Annotated in this window: 20 protein-coding genes; 14 read left to right on the top strand and 6 right to left on the bottom strand. The window is 64.7% G+C overall.

The window, feature by feature from the left end; translation table 11 throughout:
* Window positions 1–137 precede the first annotated feature (137 nt).
* On the bottom strand, window positions 138–587 hold the full coding sequence (locus CO675_RS30930; protein WP_097675548.1) for a cupin domain-containing protein: 450 nt from the start codon (window positions 585–587) through the stop codon (window positions 138–140).
* 167 nt (window positions 588–754) lie between these two features.
* On the opposite strand from CO675_RS30930, the gene CO675_RS30925 reads away from it, so the two are divergent.
* Window positions 755–1,780 (top strand): ABC transporter substrate-binding protein, encoded by a 1,026-nt coding sequence (locus CO675_RS30925; protein WP_097675547.1) that lies wholly within the window; start codon window positions 755–757, stop codon window positions 1,778–1,780.
* Window positions 1,781–1,795: 15 nt separating this feature from the next.
* Window positions 1,796–2,497 (top strand): NUDIX hydrolase, encoded by a 702-nt coding sequence (locus tag CO675_RS30920; RefSeq protein ID WP_097675546.1) that lies wholly within the window; start codon window positions 1,796–1,798, stop codon window positions 2,495–2,497.
* 65 nt (window positions 2,498–2,562) lie between these two features.
* Here the strand turns inward: CO675_RS30920 and CO675_RS30915 are convergent, their stop codons facing one another.
* Window positions 2,563–3,036: a RidA family protein gene (locus tag CO675_RS30915; protein ID WP_245453003.1), complete on the bottom strand. Its 474-nt coding sequence runs from the start codon at window positions 3,034–3,036 to the stop codon at window positions 2,563–2,565.
* A gap of 323 nt (window positions 3,037–3,359) precedes the next feature.
* On the opposite strand from CO675_RS30915, the gene CO675_RS30910 reads away from it, so the two are divergent.
* From CO675_RS30910 to CO675_RS30885, 6 genes are all read left to right on the top strand, one after another.
* Window positions 3,360–4,670, top strand: coding sequence for an ABC transporter substrate-binding protein (locus CO675_RS30910; RefSeq protein WP_097675544.1), 1,311 nt, complete (start codon window positions 3,360–3,362; stop codon window positions 4,668–4,670).
* Between the two features lie 266 nt (window positions 4,671–4,936).
* Window positions 4,937–5,710, top strand: a complete 774-nt coding sequence (locus CO675_RS30905) for an ABC transporter ATP-binding protein (protein WP_097675543.1) — start codon at window positions 4,937–4,939, stop codon at window positions 5,708–5,710.
* Window positions 5,711–5,715: 5 nt separating this feature from the next.
* Window positions 5,716–6,420 carry an ABC transporter ATP-binding protein gene (locus tag CO675_RS30900; RefSeq protein ID WP_097675564.1) on the top strand — a complete coding sequence of 235 codons (705 nt, stop codon included), beginning with the start codon at window positions 5,716–5,718 and terminating at the stop codon, window positions 6,418–6,420.
* A gap of 177 nt (window positions 6,421–6,597) precedes the next feature.
* Window positions 6,598–7,479: a branched-chain amino acid ABC transporter permease gene (locus tag CO675_RS30895; protein WP_097675542.1), complete on the top strand. Its 882-nt coding sequence runs from the start codon at window positions 6,598–6,600 to the stop codon at window positions 7,477–7,479.
* Window positions 7,476–8,486, top strand: a complete 1,011-nt coding sequence (locus tag CO675_RS30890; protein WP_097675541.1) for a branched-chain amino acid ABC transporter permease — start codon at window positions 7,476–7,478, stop codon at window positions 8,484–8,486. The genes CO675_RS30895 and CO675_RS30890 overlap by 4 nt, the downstream gene beginning before the upstream one ends.
* On the top strand, window positions 8,452–9,393 hold the full coding sequence (locus CO675_RS30885) for a polyphosphate kinase 2 family protein (RefSeq protein WP_097675540.1): 942 nt from the start codon (window positions 8,452–8,454) through the stop codon (window positions 9,391–9,393). Before CO675_RS30890 ends, CO675_RS30885 begins: the two co-directional genes overlap by 35 nt.
* Window positions 9,394–9,715: 322 nt before the next feature.
* On the opposite strand, the gene CO675_RS30880 is transcribed toward CO675_RS30885, so the two are convergent.
* Window positions 9,716–11,923, bottom strand: a complete 2,208-nt coding sequence (locus CO675_RS30880) for a spermine/spermidine synthase domain-containing protein (protein ID WP_097675539.1) — start codon at window positions 11,921–11,923, stop codon at window positions 9,716–9,718.
* Window positions 11,924–12,199: 276 nt separating this feature from the next.
* The gene (locus tag CO675_RS30875) at window positions 12,200–12,625 is read right to left on the bottom strand and encodes a nuclear transport factor 2 family protein (RefSeq protein WP_097675538.1); all 426 of its coding nucleotides are present in this window, start codon (window positions 12,623–12,625) and stop codon (window positions 12,200–12,202) included.
* Between the two features lie 123 nt (window positions 12,626–12,748).
* Here CO675_RS30875 and CO675_RS30870 point away from each other — a divergent pair, with 123 nt between their 5' ends.
* From CO675_RS30870 to CO675_RS30855, 4 genes are all read left to right on the top strand, one after another.
* Complete coding sequence (locus CO675_RS30870; protein WP_097675537.1) at window positions 12,749–13,321, top strand: bifunctional transcriptional activator/DNA repair enzyme AdaA; 573 nt, start codon at window positions 12,749–12,751, stop codon at window positions 13,319–13,321.
* Window positions 13,322–13,503: 182 nt separating this feature from the next.
* On the top strand, window positions 13,504–13,731 hold the full coding sequence (locus CO675_RS30865) for a DUF6894 family protein (protein WP_097675536.1): 228 nt from the start codon (window positions 13,504–13,506) through the stop codon (window positions 13,729–13,731).
* A gap of 420 nt (window positions 13,732–14,151) precedes the next feature.
* Window positions 14,152–15,714, top strand: coding sequence for a 2-isopropylmalate synthase (locus CO675_RS30860; RefSeq protein WP_097675535.1), 1,563 nt, complete (start codon window positions 14,152–14,154; stop codon window positions 15,712–15,714).
* A gap of 241 nt (window positions 15,715–15,955) precedes the next feature.
* The gene (locus CO675_RS30855; RefSeq protein WP_097675534.1) at window positions 15,956–16,945 is read left to right on the top strand and encodes a LysR family transcriptional regulator; all 990 of its coding nucleotides are present in this window, start codon (window positions 15,956–15,958) and stop codon (window positions 16,943–16,945) included.
* 58 nt (window positions 16,946–17,003) lie between these two features.
* On the opposite strand, the gene mobA is transcribed toward CO675_RS30855, so the two are convergent.
* The gene (gene mobA / locus CO675_RS30850; RefSeq protein WP_097675533.1) at window positions 17,004–17,636 is read right to left on the bottom strand and encodes a molybdenum cofactor guanylyltransferase MobA; all 633 of its coding nucleotides are present in this window, start codon (window positions 17,634–17,636) and stop codon (window positions 17,004–17,006) included.
* Window positions 17,629–18,513: a formate dehydrogenase accessory sulfurtransferase FdhD gene (locus CO675_RS30845; protein WP_097675532.1), complete on the bottom strand. Its 885-nt coding sequence runs from the start codon at window positions 18,511–18,513 to the stop codon at window positions 17,629–17,631. Before CO675_RS30845 ends, mobA begins: the two co-directional genes overlap by 8 nt.
* Window positions 18,514–18,705: 192 nt before the next feature.
* Here CO675_RS30845 and CO675_RS30840 point away from each other — a divergent pair, with 192 nt between their 5' ends.
* On the top strand, window positions 18,706–19,959 hold the full coding sequence (locus tag CO675_RS30840; RefSeq protein WP_097675531.1) for a molybdopterin molybdotransferase MoeA: 1,254 nt from the start codon (window positions 18,706–18,708) through the stop codon (window positions 19,957–19,959).
* A 209-nt stretch (window positions 19,960–20,168) separates the two neighbouring features.
* Complete coding sequence (locus tag CO675_RS30835) at window positions 20,169–21,881, top strand: NAD(P)H-dependent oxidoreductase subunit E (RefSeq protein ID WP_097675530.1); 1,713 nt, start codon at window positions 20,169–20,171, stop codon at window positions 21,879–21,881.
* The last annotated feature ends 20 nt before the right edge of the window (window positions 21,882–21,901 follow it).

Raw genomic sequence — 21,901 nt, 5'->3', positions numbered from 1 at the left:
AACCTCAGCTTCCTCGGTTCAGACCAGATGGACAACCTCCTGAGAGAGCAAAGTTAGCCGAAAGCGTAACCCACCCTCTTCTGTGCGGAACGAAGTCGGTGGGTTACGCTTCGCTAACCCACCCTACACAGCCGTCGTCAATCCAGCAGCTTGGTATCGTCAGGCGCCTGCGGCGGCGTCTTGATCGCGATCGCCTTGATGGCGCGGCCGTTCGGCTTGGTGCCGCCATGCGGCGTGCCCTTCGGGATCACGATCAAATCGCCCGGCTTGACCGTCACTTCCTTGTCGCCGAGCCAGACCGTACCGGTGCCCTCGAGCACGAATTGCATTTCGTTGGTGTTGGGGTGCATGTGCTTCGGCACATTGCCGTCCTGGATCGATACGGTTGCGCCGTCGGCCGAGACGAACGTCTTGGAGCGGAAGCCGACCTTGTTGGCGTCGCCGAGCTTGTCGCCCTCCATCTCGCCGGTGTGGATGATTTGCGCGGTGATGCTCTCGGCCGCGAGCGCCGGCCGCAGCAGATGGGTAACGCCACAGCCGGCCGCAAAGGCGGTGGCAATCGACAGCGCGGTTGCAAGACGATTCATGAAGGCCTCCCTTGATGTTTCCCTTGAAATATTCTTGGTGCCTGTTCGGCGTTTTCCTGTATCCGCGATGCTATGCCGTGGCTGCAGGCTTGACCAGTTACCGGAAAGTCGCCTTCTCAAGCTGGGCTTGCTCCTCTATCGTGCCGGCCAGTCGAACGGAGGACGTCATGAACAAACTGCTGGGCAAGCTTGCCGGAACGCTGCTGGCGCTGACCCTGTCCACGGGCCTTGCCGCGGCGCAAAGCAAGATCACCATCGCGGTCGGGGGTGGCGCCTGCCTGTGCTATCTGCCCACCGTGCTGGCCAAGCAGCTTGGCGAATACGACAAGGCCGGGCTTGCGGTCGAGCTGGTCGATCTCAAGGGTGGCTCGGATGCGCTCAAAGCCGTGCTCGGCGGCAGCGCGGACGTCGTCTCCGGCTATTTCGACCACTGCGTCAATCTCGCGGCCAAGAAGCAGGAGCTGCAGGCTTTCGTGGTCTATGACCGCTATCCCGGCCTCGTGCTGGTGGTCTCGCCCAAGCACACCGGCGAGATCAACTCGGTCAAGGATCTCGCCGGCAAGAAGGTCGGGGTCAGCGCGCCGGGCTCCTCGACCGACTTCTTCCTGAAATACATGCTGAAGAAGAACGGCCTCGATCCCCAAGGCACCGCCGTGATCGGCGTCGGCCTCGGCGCCACCGCAGTCGCGGCGATGGAGCAGGGCCAGATCGATGCCGCCGTGATGCTCGATCCGGCCGTCACCGTGCTGCAGGGCAGCCATTCCGATCTCAAGATCCTGAGCGACACCCGCACCCAGCACGACACGCTTGCGGTGTTCGGCGGCGAATATCCCGGTGGCGCGCTCTATTCGACCACAGCCTGGGTCAACGGCCACGAGAAGGAGGTGCAGGCGCTGACCAATGCCATCATGGCGACGCTGGCCTGGATCCATTCGCACACCGCCGAAGACATCATGGCCAAGATGCCGGACGAGATCGTCGGCAAGGACAGGGCGCAGTATCTCGCCGCGCTGAAGAACACGATCCCGATGTATTCGGAGACCGGCAAGATGGATCCCAAGGGCGCCGAAGCCGTGCTCGCGGTGTTCAGCGAGGGTTCGCCCGAGGTTGCGAAGGCCGGCATCGACGTCACCAAGACCTACACCAACAAGTTCGTGGATCAGGTCAAGAAGACGACCGGAAGCGCGAAGTAAGCGTACGTGCCCGACATGCAGTCTCCGCTGATTTGTCGCGTCACCACGCTCGACCTGGCCTTGCAGCGACGTCCCTGGCCGTTCGCGGACCAGCGGCGCGGCGAGATCGATTCGCATTTCGCCGAGCAGCAGCGGCAGAACCCGAACCTGTGGAACGGCCGCGTCCTGCTCGGGCGCGATCCGGTGTTTGCCGGCGAGCGGCTCAGCGCGAGCTATTTCGAGACCGATTTCGCAAGCTTCCTCGCCTGGCGTGACTGGGGCTTTCCCGACAAGGAGATCTTCAACGGCTTCGGCATGGGCGCGCTGCTCTCGAGCGACGGCGCCTTCGTATGTGGTGTAATGGGCGAGCAGACCGCGAATGCCGGACGGATCTATTTCCCCTCCGGCACGCCTGATCTCGACGACATCAGGGGCGAGAGCGTCGATATCGCCGGCAGCGTGATGCGCGAGCTCGAGGAAGAGACTGGGCTGCAACCGTCGGATTGCCGCGCGGACGCCGAATGGCATTGCATCTATACCGGCGTCGCGCTGGCAATGATGCAGATCCTGCGCGTCGACATGCCTGCCGACGCGCTGCGCGCCCGCATCGAGTCCAATCTTGCGCGCCAGCAAAATCCCGAACTCACCGGCATCCACCTGGTGCGCAGCCGTGCCGACCTCAATGCCCAGATGCCGCGCTTCGTCACCGCGTTCATCGAAACGCAGCTGCCGGTGTAGGACGGGAGCGCTTCCGGTGGGGGGGCGACAATTATCGGCGGCCCCTCACTCGATGCACCGGCCGATCACTCAGCCACTTCAACGATCATCTCGACTTCCACAGCGTTGTTGAACGGAAGGCCAGCCATCCCGACCGCAGATCGCGCGTGTTTGCCGGCCGCCTCGCCGAACACCTCCACCATCAAATCGGAGAATCCGTTCACGACCTTCGGCTGGTCACCAAGGCCGTCGGCCGAGTTGACCATCCCGAACACCTTGACCACGCGCTTGACGCGATCGAGGCTCCCGAGTGCGACGCGCACCTTCGCCAGCATAATCAGGCCGACCTGACGGGCCGTGTCGTAGCCCTCCTGCACCGTGAGGTCCTTGCCGACCTTGCCCTTGTACTTCCAGTCCGCAGCCGGCGTGTTTCCCGCGAGGAAGAGCAGATTGCCGACCCGGACCGCGTCAACGTAGTTGGCGACCGGTGTCGGCACGGGCGGCAGCGTAATGTTCAACTCCTTCAGCCTGGCCTCGGCGGACGGTGAATTCTGCGCCACGGCTACCGACGAAGCGGCAGTCCATACTCCCAATCCAAGCACGCACGCACCGAACCACGAGATGAGTCTCGTTCTGCAAAGCATATGAGTCATATGTCGCCTCCAATGACAGCTACTTCGCAGCCATCAGGATAAGGCAGAAATGGCGAAGGTTCCTTCCGTAGTTCTCCGGTCTGAAAGGTCGTCGTCGCGGCACCGCCGAAACTTTGCGCAAGCCTGCGCCGTGGCGACGCAGGCATCGTGCTTGACATCATCGGCCGCTCCCCCTGTGATAGGGCGGCACGAAAACAAAAATGCAGTGCACAATCTCCGGGGAGGGATTCATGCCGGTCAGGAGGACCGCCCGCTGGCTCGCGGGTCTGTCTGTCGCGCTTGCGGCGCTCGGCGTGGCCGCTGCCGCGCAGGCGCAGGACAAGAAGATCAAGATCGGCGTGATCTTCGATCTGACCGGTCCCTTGGCCGGCGGCGGCTCCGAGCTGCAATATACCGGCGTCAAGATTATGCTCGACCATTACGCCAAGACCGGCGTCGAGGGTTACAAGGTCGAGGCCGTCTACGCCGACGCGCAGAGCAAGCCCGATATCGCCATCAACGAGGCCGTCCGCCTGCTCGAGCAGGAAAAGGTCGACATGGTGATGGGCTTCTTCTCCTCGGCGCAATGCGTGCCGGTGGCGGCCCGGGTTGACCAGATGCAGAAGTTCATGTGGATCACAACCTGCATCTCTTCGGGCGTGTTCGACGGCAAGAACTACAAATACGTGTTCCGCCCGCAGGCCGCCGGCAATCAGTACGGTATGATGACGACCGACTTCATCGCGCAATATTCGATGTCGAAGTTCGGCAAGGAACCGAAGGACCTCCGTGTTGCCATCATCCATGAGGACGGCGCCTATGGCGTCGACGTCGCCAAGGGCAACGAGGCCGGTGCGAAGAAGGCCGGCTTCAACATCGTGCTCAAGGAGGGCTATTCGGCGACCGCGCCCGATCTGTCGGCGCTGGTCACCAAGCTGAAGCGCGCCAAGCCCGACGTGATCTTCCACACCGGCTACAATCCGGACATTACCCTCTTGTTCCGCCAGGCACGCGAGCAGGGGCTGAAGTTCGGCGCCATCGTCGGCCACGGCGCAGGCTATGGCGTCTATGAGAAGCTGAAGGAAGGCCTCGGCGCCGACGCCAATTATCTGTTCAATACCGACCCGATCTCGATCTGGCTTGCCAATCAGAAGGACATGGATCCGAAGCTGCCGCCGGTCATCAAAATGGTCGGCGAGGCGTTCGACCGGTTGAAGCCCGGCGTGCCGATCCGCTCCGCCCATGTCGGCATCGGCGCGGCCAACGCCTATGTGTTCCTCGACGACGTGCTGCCGCGCGCGATCAAGAAGTATGGCGGTATCGATCCGGACGCGCTGCGCAAGGCCGCGCTCGACACCGACATTCCCGAGGGCGGCACCATGCTCGGCTACGGCGTGAAGTTCTACGGCGAGGGCGAGCAGTACGCCGGGCAGAATGCGCGCTCGTTCCCGGTGGTGCTGCAATATATCGACGACAAATCCTATGTGGTGTGGCCGAAGAGCCAGATGCAGCGCGAGACCGTGCTGCCGCTGCCCGCCGGCACCACCTACAGCTACAAATAGCTCGTACAAGATGACATTGGATCCAATAGCTGCCGCGAAGAAACTGCACTCCCTCTCCCGCTTGCGGGGGAGGGCCGGGGTGGGGGTTCTCTCCACGAGTCGTATCGTCGAGAGAGCCCCCACCCGGATCGCATCTTCGATGCGCTCCGACCTAAGAGCGAGCTTCGCTCGTCTCGACCCCCGCAAGCGGGAGAGGTGCAGCGAGTCTGCGGCCAAGCTGCCTCCACCTGACTTCTTGCTGTTCTAACGCTCGCGAAGGGGACGCCGTGCTCGCCGTCGAAGGCCTGGTCAAGCGGTTTGGCGGCTTTCGTGCCGTCAACAATGTTTCGTTCCGCGTCGAGCAGGGCGAAATCCTCGGCCTGATCGGCCCGAACGGCTCAGGCAAGAGTACGATCTTCAACATGCTGTCGGGCACGCTGCCGCCGACCGAGGGCTCGATCCTGTTCGACGGCCGCGAGATCGCGGGGCTCGCCCCGCACCGGATCATCGTCGGCGGCATCGGCCGCACCTTCCAGATCCCGCGGCCGTTCCATCGCCTGAGCATTTTCGAGAATGTCGTGCTCGCCGGCTTCTACGGCCAGGGTCGCCGCAGCCGCAGCAAGGCCGAGGAGGCGGCCGAACGCGCGCTGGCGATGGTTGGCCTACCGACCGATCGCCGCGCCAGCGTCGAGGGCCTCGGGGCCGCGGGGTTGAAGAAGCTCGAACTCGCCAAGGCGCTCGCCACCGGGCCGAAACTCCTGCTCGCGGATGAAAGCCTCGGTGGGCTCGACGAGACCGAGATGGATCAGGCCGCCGACATGCTGCGCCGGATCCGCGACGAGCTCGGCATCACCATCATCTGGGTCGAGCACATCATGGGCGTCCTGATGCGGGTGGTCGATCGCGTGATGGTGCTGGATCACGGCGAGAAGATCGCCGAGGGCCTGCCGGCCGATGTCGCCGGCGATGCCAGGGTGATCGAGGTCTATCTCGGCACCGATGCGGATGCGAGCCTGGCGGCCGCCGTCGCCGAGCAGGCGCGCCGCCGGATCGGGGTGTGACCGGCATGCTGGAGCTCCGATCGATCGACGCGGGTTATGGCAGCTTCCAGGCGTTGTTCGACGTCAGCCTCGATGTCAAGGCGGGCGAGGCGGTCGGCGTGATCGGTCCGAACGGCGCCGGCAAGACCACCCTGATGCGCGTGATCTCCGGCCTGATCCGCCCGCGTAACGGCAAGATATCGATGGAGGGGGCCGACGTCGTCAGGACGCCGGCGCATCGCATCGTCAGCCTCGGGATTGCGCATGTGCCGGAGAACCGCCGGCTGTTTCCGCGGCTCACCGTCGACGACAATCTGAAGATGGGCGCCTACATGCCCGGCGCCCGCGCGCATTACGCCGAGCGGCTCGATTTCGTATTCGAGCTGTTCCCGCGCATGAAGGAGCGTCGCCACCAGATGGCCGGCACCATGTCGGGCGGCGAGCAGCAGATGTGCGCGATCGGCCGCGCGCTGATGTCGAACCCGAAACTGCTGCTGCTCGACGAGCCCTCGGCCGGGCTCGCGCCGGTCGTGGTGCAGCAGGTGTTCGAGCTGGTCAAGCGCATCCGTGCCAGCGGGCTGACGGTGCTGATCGTCGAGCAGAATGTGCAGCAGGTGCTGCGGGTCGTCGACCGCGCCTATCTGCTGGAAGCGGGCAGCATCCGCGCCGCCGGCACGGCGGCGGAGCTCGCGGCCAGCGACACCATCAAGCAGGCGTATTTGGGGGTGTAGAATGATTGATTTGGTCGGGACGATTGCCGCGAGCACGCTCTACCCCCTCTCCTGCTTGCGGGGGAGGGCTGGGGTGGGGGTGTCTCCACGAGTCGAATTGCGGAGAGAGCCCCCACCCGGCGCGCTTCCGCGCGCCGACCTCCCCCGCAAGCGGGAGAGGTAAGAAAGGCGGTGGCCATGCAATCCTTCCTCAATATCTTCGACATCTACCTGCTGGAGGCCGTGATCAACGGCATCCTGCTCGGCGGCGTGCTGGCGCTGCTGGCGCTTGGGCTCAACCTGATCTTCGGCGTCATCGACGTCACCTGGATCTGCTACGCCGAGCTCGTGATGATCGGCATGTACGGCATGTACTATCTCGTGCAGGTCTTTCACCTGCCGTACTGGGCGGCCGCACCGCTCGTCATTCTGCTGGTGGCGCTGCTCGGGGCCGCGCTGCATTTCCTGGTCATCGCGCCGCTGCTGACGGCGCCGCCGATCAACCAGCTGCTCGCCACCGGCGGCGTGCTGTTCATCCTGCAGAGTTTTGCCACCGTCGCCTTCGGCATCGACTTCCGCAATCTCGGCATCCGCCTGCCGGTGCTGGCGCTCGGCGAGATGAATTTCAGTTACGCGCGACTATTATCGTTCGGCGCAGCGCTGGTCGGCATGGTCGGCGTCTATCTGTTCCTGACCCGCACCTTCACCGGCACCGCGATCCGCGCCATCGCGCAGGACCGCCAGATCATGCCGCTGATGGGCGTCGACCCCAAGCGCATCTATCTCGTCACCTCCGCGATCGGCGGCGGGCTCGCCGGGCTCGCGGCGTGCCTGCTGGTGCTGCAATATGACGTGCATCCGTTTGTCGGGCTGTCGTTCGGGCCGATCACCTTCCTGATCTGCGTGCTCGGCGGCCTCGGCAATTTCATCGGCGGCTTCATCGCGGCGTTCGTGTTCGCCGAGATCATCTCGCTCGGCGGCCTGTTCTCCGATCTGGAATGGGGTTACGTGCTGGCGTTCGCGTTCTTCATCGTCATGATGTTCATCCGGCCCGCGGGCCTGCTCGCGAGGCGCTCGTGAACAGGCAGGCCGCCGGCTGGATCGTCGCGCTGCTCGCGCTCGTCGCGCTGCCGTTCGTGCACCGCGATCCCTATCATCTGCACGTGCTGGTGCTGATCCTGATCTGGTCGTTCGCCTACACCTCGTGGTCGATCATGGGCCGCTTCGGCCTGGTCTCGCTCGGCCATGGCGGCTTCATGGGCATCGGCGCCTATGTCACCGCGCTGCTCTGGAATCACCTCGGCGTCTCGCCCTGGATCGGAATCCCCCTGAGCATGGCGACCGCGGGCGTGCTCGCGCTCGTCGTCGCCTATCCCTGCTTCCGCTTCCGTATCACCGGGCACTATTTCGTGCTGGTGACCCTGGCGCTGTCCGGCATCGTGCTGCAGGTCATCACCGCGACCCGCGACTATACCGGCGGCTCGCTCGGCTACACGCCGCAGCGCGCCCCGAGCGGCAAGGGGCTGTTCGCGCTGCAATTCGACGACAAGATCACCTGGTATCTGATCGCGCTCGCGGTCTGGATCGCAGGCCTCGTGATCTGGCGCGCGATCGACCGCAGCATGATCCGCCATGCCATGGAGGCGATCTCGGAGGATGAAGATGCCGCGGCCGCGGCCGGCGTCAACGTCACTGCCGAGAAGCTCAAGATCACCTTGATCAGCGCGTTGATGACGGCGCTCGCCGGCGCGCTCTACTGCCAGTACCAGATGTTCATCTCGCCGGACACCGTGAGCGGCATCGCGGTCTCCCTGCAGATGGTGTTCGCGGCGATCGTCGGCGGCGTCTATGTCGCACTGGGACCGACGGTCGGCGCCATCATCACCATCGTGCTGGCCGAGGTGCTGCGCATCTCGTTCGGCACCAAGGCGGTCGGCTGGGACAATCTGGTCTATGGCGTCCTGCTGGTGCTGTTCATCATCTTCCTGCCCAAGGGCATTCTTGGTAGCGTGATCGACCGGATCAAATCGCCACGCAAGCCGTCGAGAGGCCATGAGCAGCAAATCGTCCCCATCGCTCGCCGATGAACTGAAACCCTTCGTCGCACCGTTCCGCTTTGACGGTTCGGGCGAATTCCACCTGAAGTCGTACTCGACCGCCGAGAAGGGGGGCATCGACAAGGACGCCGGCGGCAGGATCATCGAGGTCAACCGCAAGCGGCTGAACGATTTCCAGGAGAAGCTCTACGCCCAGGACCGCTGGTCGCTGCTGCTGATCTTTCAGGGCATGGACGCCGCCGGCAAGGACAGTGCGATCAAGAGCGTGTTCGAGGGCGTCAACCCGCAGGGCTGCGAGGTCTCCTCGTTCAAGCAGCCATCGACCAAGGAACTCGACCACGACTTCATGTGGCGCGCCATGATCGCACTGCCGGAGCGCGGCCACATCGGCATCTTCAACCGCTCCTATTACGAGGAATGCCTGGTGGTGCGGGTGCATCCCGAAGTGCTCGGTAAGCAGAAGCTCCCGAAGAAGCTGGTGACCAAGAACATCTGGCGCGAACGCTTCGAGGACATCTCTTCGATCGAGCGCTATCTGTCGCGCAACGGCACCATGATCCTGAAATTCTTCCTGCATGTCTCCAAGGAGGAGCAGCGCCGGCGCTTCCTCGATCGGCTGGAGGAGCCGGCCAAGAACTGGAAGTTCTCGATGGCCGACGTCACCGAGCGCGCGCTGTGGGCCAAGTACCAGGCGGCCTATCAGGACATGATCCACCACACCGCGACCGCGGACGCGCCCTGGCACATCGTGCCCGCCGATCACAAATGGTTCGCCCGCGTCGTGATCGGCTCGACCATCGTCAACGCGCTCGACAAGCTCGAGCTGAAATTCCCCGAGGTCGACAAGGCGGACCTCGGCGAATTCAAGCGCGTCCGCGCGGCGCTGGAAGCCGAAGCCAAGGGCGCGGCGGTCGAGAAGGCGCCCGCCAAGAAGTAGACGGCACAAGGTGGCGGCGTGGTCCTGTCACTCGCGGCCAACTGCGATCGGGAACCATCTCACCGTCGTCCCTGCCAAAGCAGGGATCCGTAACCACAACTGTCAGAGGCGACACAGCAGGGCTTGACCATATGCCATGACCGCGGATCGCCTGCACGATTTCGGAATAATGGAAAAATACGACTGATTTGCCCGACGTGTCAAGCTGCCGTGTCGAACGCCGGGTAGCTGCCGGCTACTGTGCATGGGGTTGTTTTCGATATTTTGGCAGTGCCTCCCCCGCAAGGGGGAGGGAATCGTTCTGTCGTGCGTCTCCTGCACGTTAGGCTTTGCGCGAGGGCATCCACATGGACAGCAGATAGAACCCGATCGCGACGATCAGGAGATAGCGGAAGCCGAGCAGGGTCGAGCACGACTCGGCGAGGCCACCGATGACCGATCCCGCGATGTTGGATCCGAACGCCTGATCGGGATTGGCTTCGTCGCGGAACGAGCGGGCGAAGATCACGCCGGCGAAGAACATCGGGCCGAGCGCCAGCGCGCACGGGATCACGTAGCGCCAGACGATGCCGCCGCTGAGGAACGTGTCGAGCGGCACCAGCACCGAGACCGCCAGCAGCGCAATCAGCCCGGCATAGTGCCGTACCAGCCGGGTGGACGGCACCTTGATCACGTACAGGTTGGCCGCGAGGATCAGCAGCAGCGCGGTGAAGAACACCGCGGAGTTGACCAGCCAGGTGCTGCCGAACAGCAGCGCCATCTGCACCACCGCCTTGGTCTCGAGCAGCATGAAGGCCGCGCCGAGGAAGAACATCCGGTTGTTGGGTCGCCACGCGCCTTTCGGCTTGAACAGGTAGACCAGGCCAAGCCCGAGCACGCCGAGCAGGATCATCGAGCGAACGGTCAGATCGGGGATCAGCCTGCCGCTGACATAGAGGAACGGCCAGTCGTCGCTGGTCGATTGCTTGGCGCCTTCATTGTCGACCACCAGCTTCGCCGGCGCCAGCGGCACCCAGTCGCCGTGCTGGGCGGCTGCCTTGTCTTGTCTCTTGTCTTGCGGCTTGTCGAAGCCGTCGACCGCGAGGTTCTCCGGCGGAATGCTGTTCAGCCAGAACTGGCCGCGGTCACGGAATGCCGTGGAGATGCGCGGATTGCAGCCCGCGATGATGGTGGTGAAGCCGACCGCTTCGGACGAGGTCAGCGTTTCCTTGTACGGCAGCGGCAGCACCAGCGGATCGCAGCCGAACACCTGCTTCGCCATCTCGGCGACGCGCTGCACGATCCAGCCCTGGCGATAGTAGTTGTACATCACGAAGACGCCATCCTGCTTCAGCACGCGGCGGACGTCCTGGAACGCCTGTTCGGTGAACAGATAGCTTTCGAGCCGGATGTTGGCGTAGCCGCTGTGCAGGATCAGCGAGTCGACGAGCGCATACACCACCAGATCGTATTTGCGTTCGGTGGTGCGCAGGAAATGCCGGCCGTCGTCGAGATGCGGCACCACCCTCGGATCCTGATAGGGCTTGTCGGGATGGTTGTGGATGCCGATGTTCTGGATCGCGGGATCGATCTCGACCGCGTCGATGCGCTCGACGCCGAAGCGCAAGGCGTGCGCGAGATCGTTGCCGGAGCCGGCGCCGATGATCATGACGTCCTTGAACGGCGCGCCGCCGCTGTGCTTCTGCAGCAGATGGATCAGCGAATAGGACGAGCCGCGTTCGCTGAACGGCATCATTTCCTGATGGCCGATGCTGTTGACGGTGATCACGCCGTTCGATTTGTTGAGGTCGACGGCGTAATAGGGCGACCAGCGGATGTCGTGGCTGCCGGAACGATCGGTGTAGAAGGCGGTAAATCCCGCCACGAAGACGATCGTCACGAGGCGCAGGAGCGACAGCGCCTTGTCCTGGTAGAGCAGGTAGACGATGCCGGCGCAGCTGATCCCGAACCAGACCACCGGCGGCGCCTGCGCGAACGACAGCAGCGAGAATCCGACGATGCCCGCGAGGCTGCCGCCGATATTCAGCGAATAGCCGGCGACGCGGTTGGGGTAGGCATCGAAGGCGCGGCCGAGGGTCTGGCCGAGGCCGACGAACATCAGCGCGATCAATACGAAGAACAGCCCGGCGATCGCCTCGATCGGCACGACGAATTTGGCGAGATCCGGGTTGCGATACTCGGTGCCGAAGAACACCTCCTGCGGCGAGGCCTGATGGCCGACGTCGACCGCGAACTGGCCCCAGTTGGAATACAGCACCATGATCGTGACCACGGCGGCAAAGGTCACGAGGGCGAGCCCCGGGAACAGCGCAAGCCAGTTGGTGCTCCGCCGCGCGGCAAGGCAGCCGCAGGACATGCCGAGGAAGGCCGCCAGCAGCACGATATTGGTGAAGAATTGCAGGAACACGACCTTGGCCGAGAACCAGCGGATGCAGGCCAGTTCGAGAAACAGGATCAGGAAGCCGACAAGGAAGAGATTGAAGCCGGCTTGGCGCTGATTGGGCCCTTCGGCCAGGTTCGTCGTGGGCATGATCCTGATATCTCCTTAACCAACAAAGGATGCGCCCCAATACCCGGTCGCCGCCGGCACACTAGATGCAACCGGTTGAGCAAAGATTGACTTACCCGGCCGCATACATGCCGCGGTTGTCGCCGCTGCTACGCAAGGAGTCATGGTGTAGGAAAGGTTTCGCTGCGAGCGGGTCGTGCCCCGCCTCTTGCCCCGGCGTCGATTGTCCATGTCGGGGACGAAAGGGGAGGGAGCCCTTTCGGCTGCGTGTCCCTCACCAGTCGGCAATGGCCGTCCTCACGCCGCAGCCTCTCCGAACACCATCTGCCAGCCCTTGCGCGTATCCATGTATTCCCGCACCTGCTTGATACGGCCTGCCTCGATCACGAACACGAAGCAGTAGTCATTGTCGTAGGGCCGGCCGCCCGGCAGCGTCGCGCGCATGCGCTCCTCGATGATCACGCTGTCACCGTCGGCGTGAACGGCGCGGAACGCGATGTCGATCTCGGTGAACAGGCGGTGCATTTCGGTTGCGATGAAGCGGGCGATCGCCTCCGCGCCGATCATGTGATTGGTGTGGTCGAGCGCGACCGCGGTGGCGTTGCGGGCCGGCGCGATCCATTCGGCGTCCGGTGCGAACACGGCAGCAATCAGGTCGGCGTCGCGGGTCCTGAACGTCTGCCAGGCGTTGAGGACGATTTCCTTGTTGGTTGGGCTCGTCATTGCGATGTCTCCAGGGGATCGATCGGCTCGATCTAGGCCAGCGCGGCGAGGCATGCTGGCCGGAATCGGACCCCATCACCGCGGGCCACTTTCCCCGGTCGCGCGATGCGCTAGTGTCCGGCCATGCTCAGCTTCGAGGTCTGCAACGCTGCGCGGCTGCGGCGCGACGCACACTATGACGGCCGCTTCTTCACCGCAGTGAAGACCACGCGGATCTATTGCCGCCCGGTCTGTCCGGTGAAGCATCCGCTGCCGCGCAACGTCGCCTACTACCCGACGGCCGCCGCGGCCGAGGCGGCGGGCTATCGGCCGTGCCTGCGCTGCCGTCCCGAAACCGCGCCGTTCTGTCCGGCGTGGAACGGCACGCGCTCCACGGTTGCGCGCGCACTGAAGCTGATCGATGGCGGCGCGCTCGAGCGCGGCTCGGTTGCTGCGTTGGCCGACCGGCTCGGCATCACCTCGCGCCACCTCGCTCGGCTGTTCGAGCGCCATGTCGGCGCCAGCCCGCAGCAGGTCGCGACCACCCGCCGCGTGCAGCGCGCCAAGCGCCTGATCGACACGACAGATGACGCGATGACCGAGATCGCCTTCCGCGCCGGCTTCGGCAGCGTCCGCCGTTTCAACGCCGCCTTCGCCGACCTTTATGGCCGCTCGCCATCGAGCCTGCGCGCGTCCTCGCCCGGGCGGCGGAGGTGAGAGTCGCGCGCCGCCGGCCTCGGCCAAGCGCCGCAATCATCGCGTGCAGAAGACCCGCTAGAGTTGTTCTGGATCAAGGTTCCCGCGCCGATTCCGGTCCAATGTGGCGTTTGAGCACGGGGCCTCGGCGGGTTGCCCGCTTGGTGTCCGGCGGGCTCTCATTGACGACATCAGGTGATTTCATGGGGATTTACTATTTCGATCTGCGGGACGGCGTGCGCAAACGCGACCGCTCCGGGATTCAATTCAGGAACGATGGCGAGGCGATCAGCCATAGCGAGATCGTGGCCGAGAAGATCCGGAGTGACGAGCCCACGCGACGTGGCGACCTGTGCATTATCGTGATCGATGAGTCCGGAAGGGAGGTCCATCGCGAGGAGGTCTTCCCGTCGACATCCCCGGCCGCCTAGCAGCCCTTGGCCGCCGCCTATGCGAAGGGCTTACCCGCATTAGGTCAATCCCGCTGACCATCTTTACCCATTGCGGCGGCTTGCCATAATCGTCTAGAACGACGGCGTCCAAGCGCTCCCGGCAACCAACCGTCAACGGTTTTGCCCGAGGATTTCGGCGCTCAACAGGGTCCGGCAATGCTGATTCGCGGCCAAATCGATGGGATTTCGGGGGAGGTGGCTCAGGCTACCGCCGCGATCCTGGCCGCTCGGCCCACCCTGCTTATTGGCGGCCTGCTTCTTACCTGCCCCTGAGGGCCGGCTGGGCGTTTGCGCCTGGGCACTCAGGGGTTTGTACGAGATCACCGGACCCTGATGATCGCCCAAGCAATTGCTCAAGGAGCAACATGACGGGCGCAAAAGCTTAAAGGAATTTCTCACATGGCCACCGTGAACAAGTCCGACAAGGACCGCGTCATCATTTTCGACACCACCTTGCGCGACGGCGAGCAGTGCCCCGGCGCCACCATGACCTTCGAGGAGAAGCTCGAGGTCGCCGAGTTGCTGGACGATATGGGCGTCGACGTCATCGAGGCCGGCTTCCCGATTACCTCGGAGGGCGATTTCCAGGCGGTCAGCGAGATCGCGCGCCGCTCCAAGAACTCGGTCATCGCGGGCCTGTCCCGCGCCCACCCGGCCGACATCGACCGCTGCGCCGAAGCCGTCAAGTTCGCCCGCCGCGGCCGCGTCCACACCGTGATCGCGACCTCGCCGCTGCATATGCGCGTGAAGTTGAACAAGACCCCCGAGGAGGTCATCGAGACCTCGGTCGCGATGGTCGCCCGCGCCCGCAACCAGATCGACGACGTCGAATGGTCGGCCGAGGACGGCACCCGCAGCGAGATGGACTATCTGTGCCGGATCGTCGAGGCCGTGATCAAGGCCGGCGCCACCACGGTGAACATCCCCGACACCGTGGGCTACACGGTGCCGGAGGAATACACCCACTTCATGCGGACGCTGATCGAACGCGTGCCGAACTCCGACAAGGCGATCTTCTCGGTCCACTGCCACAACGACCTCGGCATGGCGGTCGCGAATTCGCTGGCCGGCATCGTCGGCGGCGCGCGGCAGGTCGAGTGCACCGTCAACGGCATCGGCGAGCGCGCCGGCAATGCCGCGCTGGAAGAGATCGTGATGGCGATCAATGTGCGGAACGACAAGTTTCCGTACTGGAACAATATCGACACCACGCAACTGACCCGCGCCTCGAAGGTGGTGTCGGCGGCCACCTCGTTCCCGGTGCAGTACAACAAGGCGATCGTCGGCCGCAACGCGTTCGCCCACGAGAGCGGCATTCACCAAGACGGCGTGCTGAAGGACGCCTCGACCTACGAGATCATGCGGCCCGAAATGGTCGGTCTGAAGCAGTCCTCGCTGGTGCTCGGCAAGCATTCCGGCCGCCATGCCTTCGTCCACAAGCTGGAGGAGATGGGCTACAAGCTCGGCGCCAACCAGCTGGAGGATGCCTTTACGCGGATGAAGGCGCTGGCCGACCGCAAGAAGGACATCTACGACGAGGACATCGAGGCGCTGGTCGACCAGGAGATGGCGGCCGCCCACGATCGCATCAAGCTGACCTCGCTGACCGTGATCGCCGGCACCCATGGCCCGCAGCGCGCGACCATGAAGCTCGACGTCGACGGCCAGATCAAGATCGAGGAGGCCGAGGGCAACGGCCCGGTCGATGCCGTGTTCAACTGCATCAAGCGCCTGGTGCCGCACGAGGCCAAGCTGGAGCTCTATCAGGTCCACGCGGTGACCGAAGGCACCGATGCCCAGGCCGAAGTCTCGGTGCGTCTCGCCCACGAGGGCCGCTCGATGACCGCGCGCGCCGCCGATCCGGACACGCTGGTCGCGTCCGCAAAAGCCTATCTCGGCGCGCTGAACAAGATCGTCATGAAGCGGCAGCGCGACGTGCCGGCGTCCAAGGTCGCGGGCTGACGGTTCGCTCGATCAATGCATTCGGAAACGCGGCGTCTAGGCGCCGCGTTTTTCGTTTGGATACACCTCGTCGTCCGTAGGGCGGGCTAGCCCGCCCTACGCTTCGACGGTTGGAATCAAGCGTGTTCTTTCGCCGGATTGTTGGAATCTTTTTCCAACATTCCGCTTTATCCCGCACTGCTTTGGAATCTTCCGCGTCTGTCCCGGCGCTACCCTGCGGTCTTTCCCGGGGACGCTGCCCATGCCGATCTCCTCCATCGCCGTCGACCTTCCGCGTGCCGCGACGCCCGCGGAGACCGCGCTGACCCGCCGCGTCGACCTCACCACGCTTCGCCTGTTCGTCGCGGTCTGCGACGAGCAGAACCTTACCCGCGCGGCACAGCGCGAGGGGATCGCGGCTTCTGCGGTATCGAAGCGGATGAACGATTTCGAGCTGGCGTTCGGCGTCACGCTGTTCAAGCGGCTCGCCAAGGGCATGGCGCTGACGCCGGCCGGCGAGACGCTGCTGCATCATGCCCGCGTCACGCTGCTCAATGTCGAGAAGATCGCGGTCGAGCTGTCGGAATATTCGCAAGGCGTGCGCGGACATGTCCGCATGCTCGCGAACCTCTCGGCGATCGTGCAGTATCTGCCGGAGGATCTCTCCGCCTTCTTCGGCGCGCATGAGCTGCTTCGCGTCGATCTGCAGGAGCGGCCGAGCGGACAGGTGGTGCGCGGCATCGAGGAGGGCGCGGCCGAGATCGGCATCTGCTCGGTAGAGGCCGACAGCCGCGCGCTCGAAGCCTTCCATTATCGCTACGACAATCTGGTGGTCGTGATGCGGCCGGACCATCCGCTGGCCGGTCGCGAAAGGTTGTTGTTCACCGAGACGCTCGATTTCGACCATATCGGCCTGCACACTGCGAGCTCGATCTATCTGCGCTCGCAGTATGCGGCGACGCAAGCTGGCAAGACGATGCGGCTGCGCATCAATGTGCCCGGCTTCGATGCTGTCTGCCGCATGGTGCAGGCCAATATGGGGCTGGGCCTGATTCCCGATCGCGCCTTCGCGGTGGTCGGTGCCGGCATGGGCCTTCGTGCGATCCCCCTGCGCGACGATTGGGGGCGGCGCGAGCTGAAGATCGTGGTCCGCGATGCCGCGCATCTGTCAGCAACCGGCCGCCTGATGCTGGACTATCTGCGCGCCGTCGAAACGGATCGGGTCGGACGGGTCGGCAGCCAGCGCGGCTAGCTGCGTGCGTGCTCGCAGCCGAGGACGTTAGTTCCGGACGGAAGCGCGGGCGCGCGTCTCATCCGCCGTCGAGCGCGGCGAGGCGATCGGCTTCCATTATGTCTTCGACGGTGTTGGCGTTGAAGAACGGATCCAGCGGCTCGGTCGGCCACTCGACCGTGGTCAGCGGATAGCGCGCGGTCCAGCGATCGATCCTGCGCACGTCCTCCTTGACGAGCGCATGGCGCAATTCGCTCCGCAACCGCACGCTCCACAGACCGATGACGGGATGCACCTGGCCGCCCGATGACGCAACGGCGAGCTCGGCATTCTCCGCCGCGCGCGCCTGCTCCAGGCGTGCGACAAGATCTCGCGGGAGAAACGGACAATCGCCCGCCGCGCTCAGCACCCATTTCGCATCCGGCCGGTTGGCCGCGGTCCAGTCCAGCGCGGCCAGGATGCCGGCGAGGGGGCCGGGATACTCGGCGACATCGTCGGCGACGACGGGAAGGCCGAAGGCGGCGAAGCGCGCGGGGTCGCCGTTGGCGTTGATGATCAGCCCGCCGCATTGCGGGGCGAGACGGTCGATCACCCGTTGCAGAATGGTGCGCCCGGCAATCTTGCGCATCGGCTTGTCACCGCCGCCCATCCGCCGCGCGAGGCCGCCGGCGAGCAGCACGCCCGGGATGCCAGTCCCCGGGATATCAGTCATTGTCGGCCTCGCCCTTGCGCTTGTGCCGCATCGATTCCTCTTCGACATAGTCGAGGTTCTGGTCGTAGACGATCCGCTCCTGGCCCGACAGCGCGATGAAGCGCTTGCCGCGCGCGCGCCCGACCAGCGTCAATCCGACCTGCCGCGCCAGATCGACGCCCCATGCGGTGAATCCGGATCGGGAGACCAGGATCGGGATGCCCATCCGCACCGTCTTGATCACCATCTCTGAAGTCAGTCGTCCGGTGGTGTAGAGGATCTTGTCGGCTGGATCGACATTGTGGCGGTAGATCCAACCCGCGATCTTGTCGACGGCGTTGTGCCGGCCGACATCCTCGGTGTAGCAGACCGGCGTGCTTTCCTTGCACAGTACGCAGCCATGGATGGCGCCCGCTTCCAGATAGAGCGACGGCATCGTGTTGATGGTGTGGGTCATCCGGTAGAGCCACGAGGTCCGCAGTTCGGCCTTCGGCAGTGCGACCTTCTCGACGGCTTCGAGCAGGTCGCCGAACGCCGTCCCCTGGGCGCAGCCCGAGGTCTGCGTGCGCTTCTTCAGCTTCGCCTCGAAATTGGTGTGGTGCGCGGTGCGGACCACCACCACCTGAAGGTCGTCGTCATATTCGACCTCGGTGACGACGTCGTCGTATTTGAGCATGTTCTGGTTCAGGAGGTAGCCGAGCGCAAGGTATTCGGGATAGTCGTTGATCGTCATCATCGTGACGATCTCCTGCGCGTTGAGGTACAGCGTCAGCGGCCGCTCGACCGGTACCCTGATCTCGGTCGGCGCGCCGGTCTGATCGACGCCTGTGACGCGTTCCGTCAGTCGCGGATCGTCCGGGTCTGGAACAATAATGGGAGCGGCGGTCTTCTCGGTCACAGGGCGGCGTCCCGATGGGTTCACATGGCAGCGAAGCAGGGGATATAAGCACGATCGGAGACGGACTGACCACTCTCCGTCGCTTCGCCGGAACTGCCAAGGATTGGTCGATGGTCCGGCTTTGAGGATAACGCCGCGGTTCACGATTTGGGTCGAACAAATCTTGTCGATGGCCGAGGACTGAGGAACATCATGGCGCAGCTTTCCGACGACTGCTTCGCTTTCGGCGGACCGATGATGTCGGTCGACGAGGCCGTCGCGATCATCGCCTCGCGCGTCAAGCCGGTCGGCGAGACGGAAGCCGTTGCCCTGGTCGACGCCGACGGACGCATCCTCAGCCACGACGTCGCCGCGCCGCTGCCGCTGCCGCCTTTCATGAATTCCGCCGTCGACGGTTATGCGGTCTCCGGCACCGGCCTGCCGGCGAGCGGCGAGCGCGCGTTTCCCGTCGCCGGCCGCGTGCAGGCGGGAGCGCCGGCAGCGCCCGCGCAGCCCGGCCAGGCGGTGCGGATCTTCACCGGTGCGCCGATGCCCGAGGGCACCGACACTGTGTTCATGCAGGAAGACGTGCGGATCGACGCTGCAGGCAACGTGGTCCTGCCGTCAGGCCTGAAGGCCGGCGCCAATGTACGTCCGGCCGGTGAGGACATTGCGCGCGGACAAGTCGCGCTGGCGGCGGGCCGGCGGCTACGTCCGCAGGACATTGCGGTTGCCGCGGCGTTCGGGCTCACCACGCTCGATGTGGTGCGGCGGCTGCGCATCGGGGTGTTCTCGACCGGCGACGAGCTGGCCGCGCCGGGCAGCCCGCGCGCTGAAGCTCAATTGTTCGATTCCAACCGCTTCATGCTGATCGCGATGTTGCGGCGGCTCGGCTGCGAGGTCGGAGATCTCGGCATCCTGCGCGACGAACGCGCCGGGCTCGCCGCCGCGCTCAAACAGGCCGCGCAACGCTACGACCTGATCCTCACCACCGGCGGCGTCTCGACCGGCGAAGAGGACCACGTCAAGGCCGGCATCGAACAGGCGGGCTCGCTGGTGCTGTGGCGGATGGCGATCAAGCCGGGCCGTCCGGTGGCGATGGGAGTAGTCGACGGCACGCCGCTGATCGGCCTGCCCGGCAATCCGGTGGCGAGCTTCGTCACCTTCGTCCATGTGGTGCGGCCGACCGTGCTGGCGCTGTCGGGCGCGGTGCCGTCTGCCTTGCTGCCGATGCCGGTTCGGGCCGCCTTCAGCTACAAGAAGAAGAGCGGCCGCCGCGAATATGTCCGAGCCTCGCTGCGCCGGGCGGCGGACGGCGCGCTGGAGGCGATCAAGTTTCCGCGCGAGGGGGCCGGCCTGCTGTCGTCGCTGATCGAGACGGACGGGCTGATCGAGCTCGGCGAGTCCGTTCTGCGGGTCGAGCCGGGCGATACGGTCGGCTTTCTCGGTTACGCCGACCTGCTCTGAGGCCGCGAGATGCGGTCGAGATCGCGTGAGCCCGATGCTCGCGCGATTGGGAAATCAGATCGACCGATAGGTAAACATTAACAACGGCCTGCGCGGCAACCCGACGCTGCTAGAGGCATTCTAAATCTGCTTGCCTGTGGCATGCCAGAGAATAGAGTTGGGTCGAACCGGCGCAACTTGAGCAAAGCCGGGTTCCAAGGCGAGGTTTCATGAGTGGAGACGACGTTCACAAGGTCCGCGCGTTCGAGCATCCCGGAGCCGGCAGGAAGCGGGCGAAAGCCACGCCCAAGGGACGCCAGGTCGACCCTGCGGCCGCTCATGAGATCGAGGCGCTGCTCGCGGACCGGCCGAGGCGTCGCGACCTGCTGATCGAATACCTCCATCTGATCCAGGACAAATACCATCAGATCTCGGCGCAGCATCTTGCGGCGCTCGCCGATGAGATGAAGCTGTCATTCGCCGAAGTGTTCGAGACCGCGACCTTCTATGCGCATTTCGATATCGTGAAGGAAGGCGAACCTGACATCGCGCCGCTCACCGTGCGGGTGTGCGATTCGCTGACCTGCGCGATGCTCGGCGGCGAGAAGTTGCTGAAGGATCTGCAGAGCCGCGCCGGCCCCGGCATCCGCGTCGTGCGGGCGCCGTGCGTTGGCCGATGCGACACCGCACCCGCTGCGGAGGTCGGCCACAACTTCATCGATCATGCGACCGTCAGCAACGTGCTCGCTGCGGCGAAGAGCGGCGACACCCATGTGCATCTGCCGCCTTACGTCGAATACGACGCCTATGTCGCCGACGGCGGATACCAGCTGCTGACGCGGCTGCGCTCGGGCGAACTGCCGCGCGAAGACCTGCTGAAGGCGCTCGACGATGCGTCGTTGCGCGGTCTCGGCGGCGCCGGTTTCCCCACCGGGCGCAAGTGGCGCGCCGTGCTCGGCGAACCCGGTCCGCGGCTGATGGCGGTGAACGGCGACGAGGGCGAGCCTGGCACCATCAAGGACCGCTACTATCTTGAGCGCGATCCGCATCGCTTCCTCGAGGGCATGCTGATCGGCGCCCACGTGGTCGAGGCGCCGGAAGTCTACATCTACATCCGCGACGAGTACCCGGCCTGCCGCGAGATCCTCGCACGCGAGATCGCAAAGCTCCCGCCGGATGGCCCTGTGCTGCATCTGCGGCGCGGCGCCGGCGCCTATATCTGCGGCGAGGAATCCTCGCTGCTGGAATCGATCGAGGGCAAGCGCGGCCTGCCGCGGCACAAGCCCCCATATCCGTTCCAGGTCGGGCTGTTCGGCCTGCCGACGCTGATCAACAACATCGAGACGCTGTGGTGGGTGCGCGACATCGTCGAGAAGGGCGCCGACTGGTGGAAGAGCCACGGCCGCAACGAGCGTCATGGCCTGCGCAGCTTCTCGGTGTCGGGACGCGTCAAGGATCCCGGCGTCAAGCTCGCGCCGGCCGGGATCACCCTGCGCGAGCTGATCGATGAGTTCTGCGGCGGTATGGCCGACGGCCATACCTTGCAGGCCTATCTGCCGGGCGGCGCGTCCGGCGGCATCCTGCCGGCCTCGATGGACGATATTCCGCTCGATTTCGGCACCCTGGAGAAATACGGCTGCTTCATCGGCTCCGCCGCGGTCGTCGTGCTCTCGCAGGCCGATGACGTCAGGGATGCCGCGCTGAACCTGATGAAGTTCTTCGAAGACGAGAGCTGCGGGCAATGCACGCCCTGCCGCGCCGGAACCGAGAAGGCTGTGCTCTTGATGCAGCAGCCGGTCTGGAACAAGGAGCTGCTCGACCAATTGAGCCAGGCGATGCGCGACGCGTCGATCTGCGGGCTCGGTCAGGCCGCCTCCAATCCGCTGACTTCGGTGATTAAATATTTTCCGGACGGGTTTCGTCCGCAGCAAGCCGCCGAGTAGGCGGACCAAGCAGGCGAACT

The sequence above is a fragment of the Bradyrhizobium sp. C9 genome (genome assembly GCF_002532045.1).
Lineage (GTDB): Bacteria > Pseudomonadota > Alphaproteobacteria > Rhizobiales > Xanthobacteraceae > Bradyrhizobium.
The sequence above is the reverse complement of the archived record's forward strand: the minus strand, read 5'-3'. Positions and strand labels throughout refer to the sequence as shown.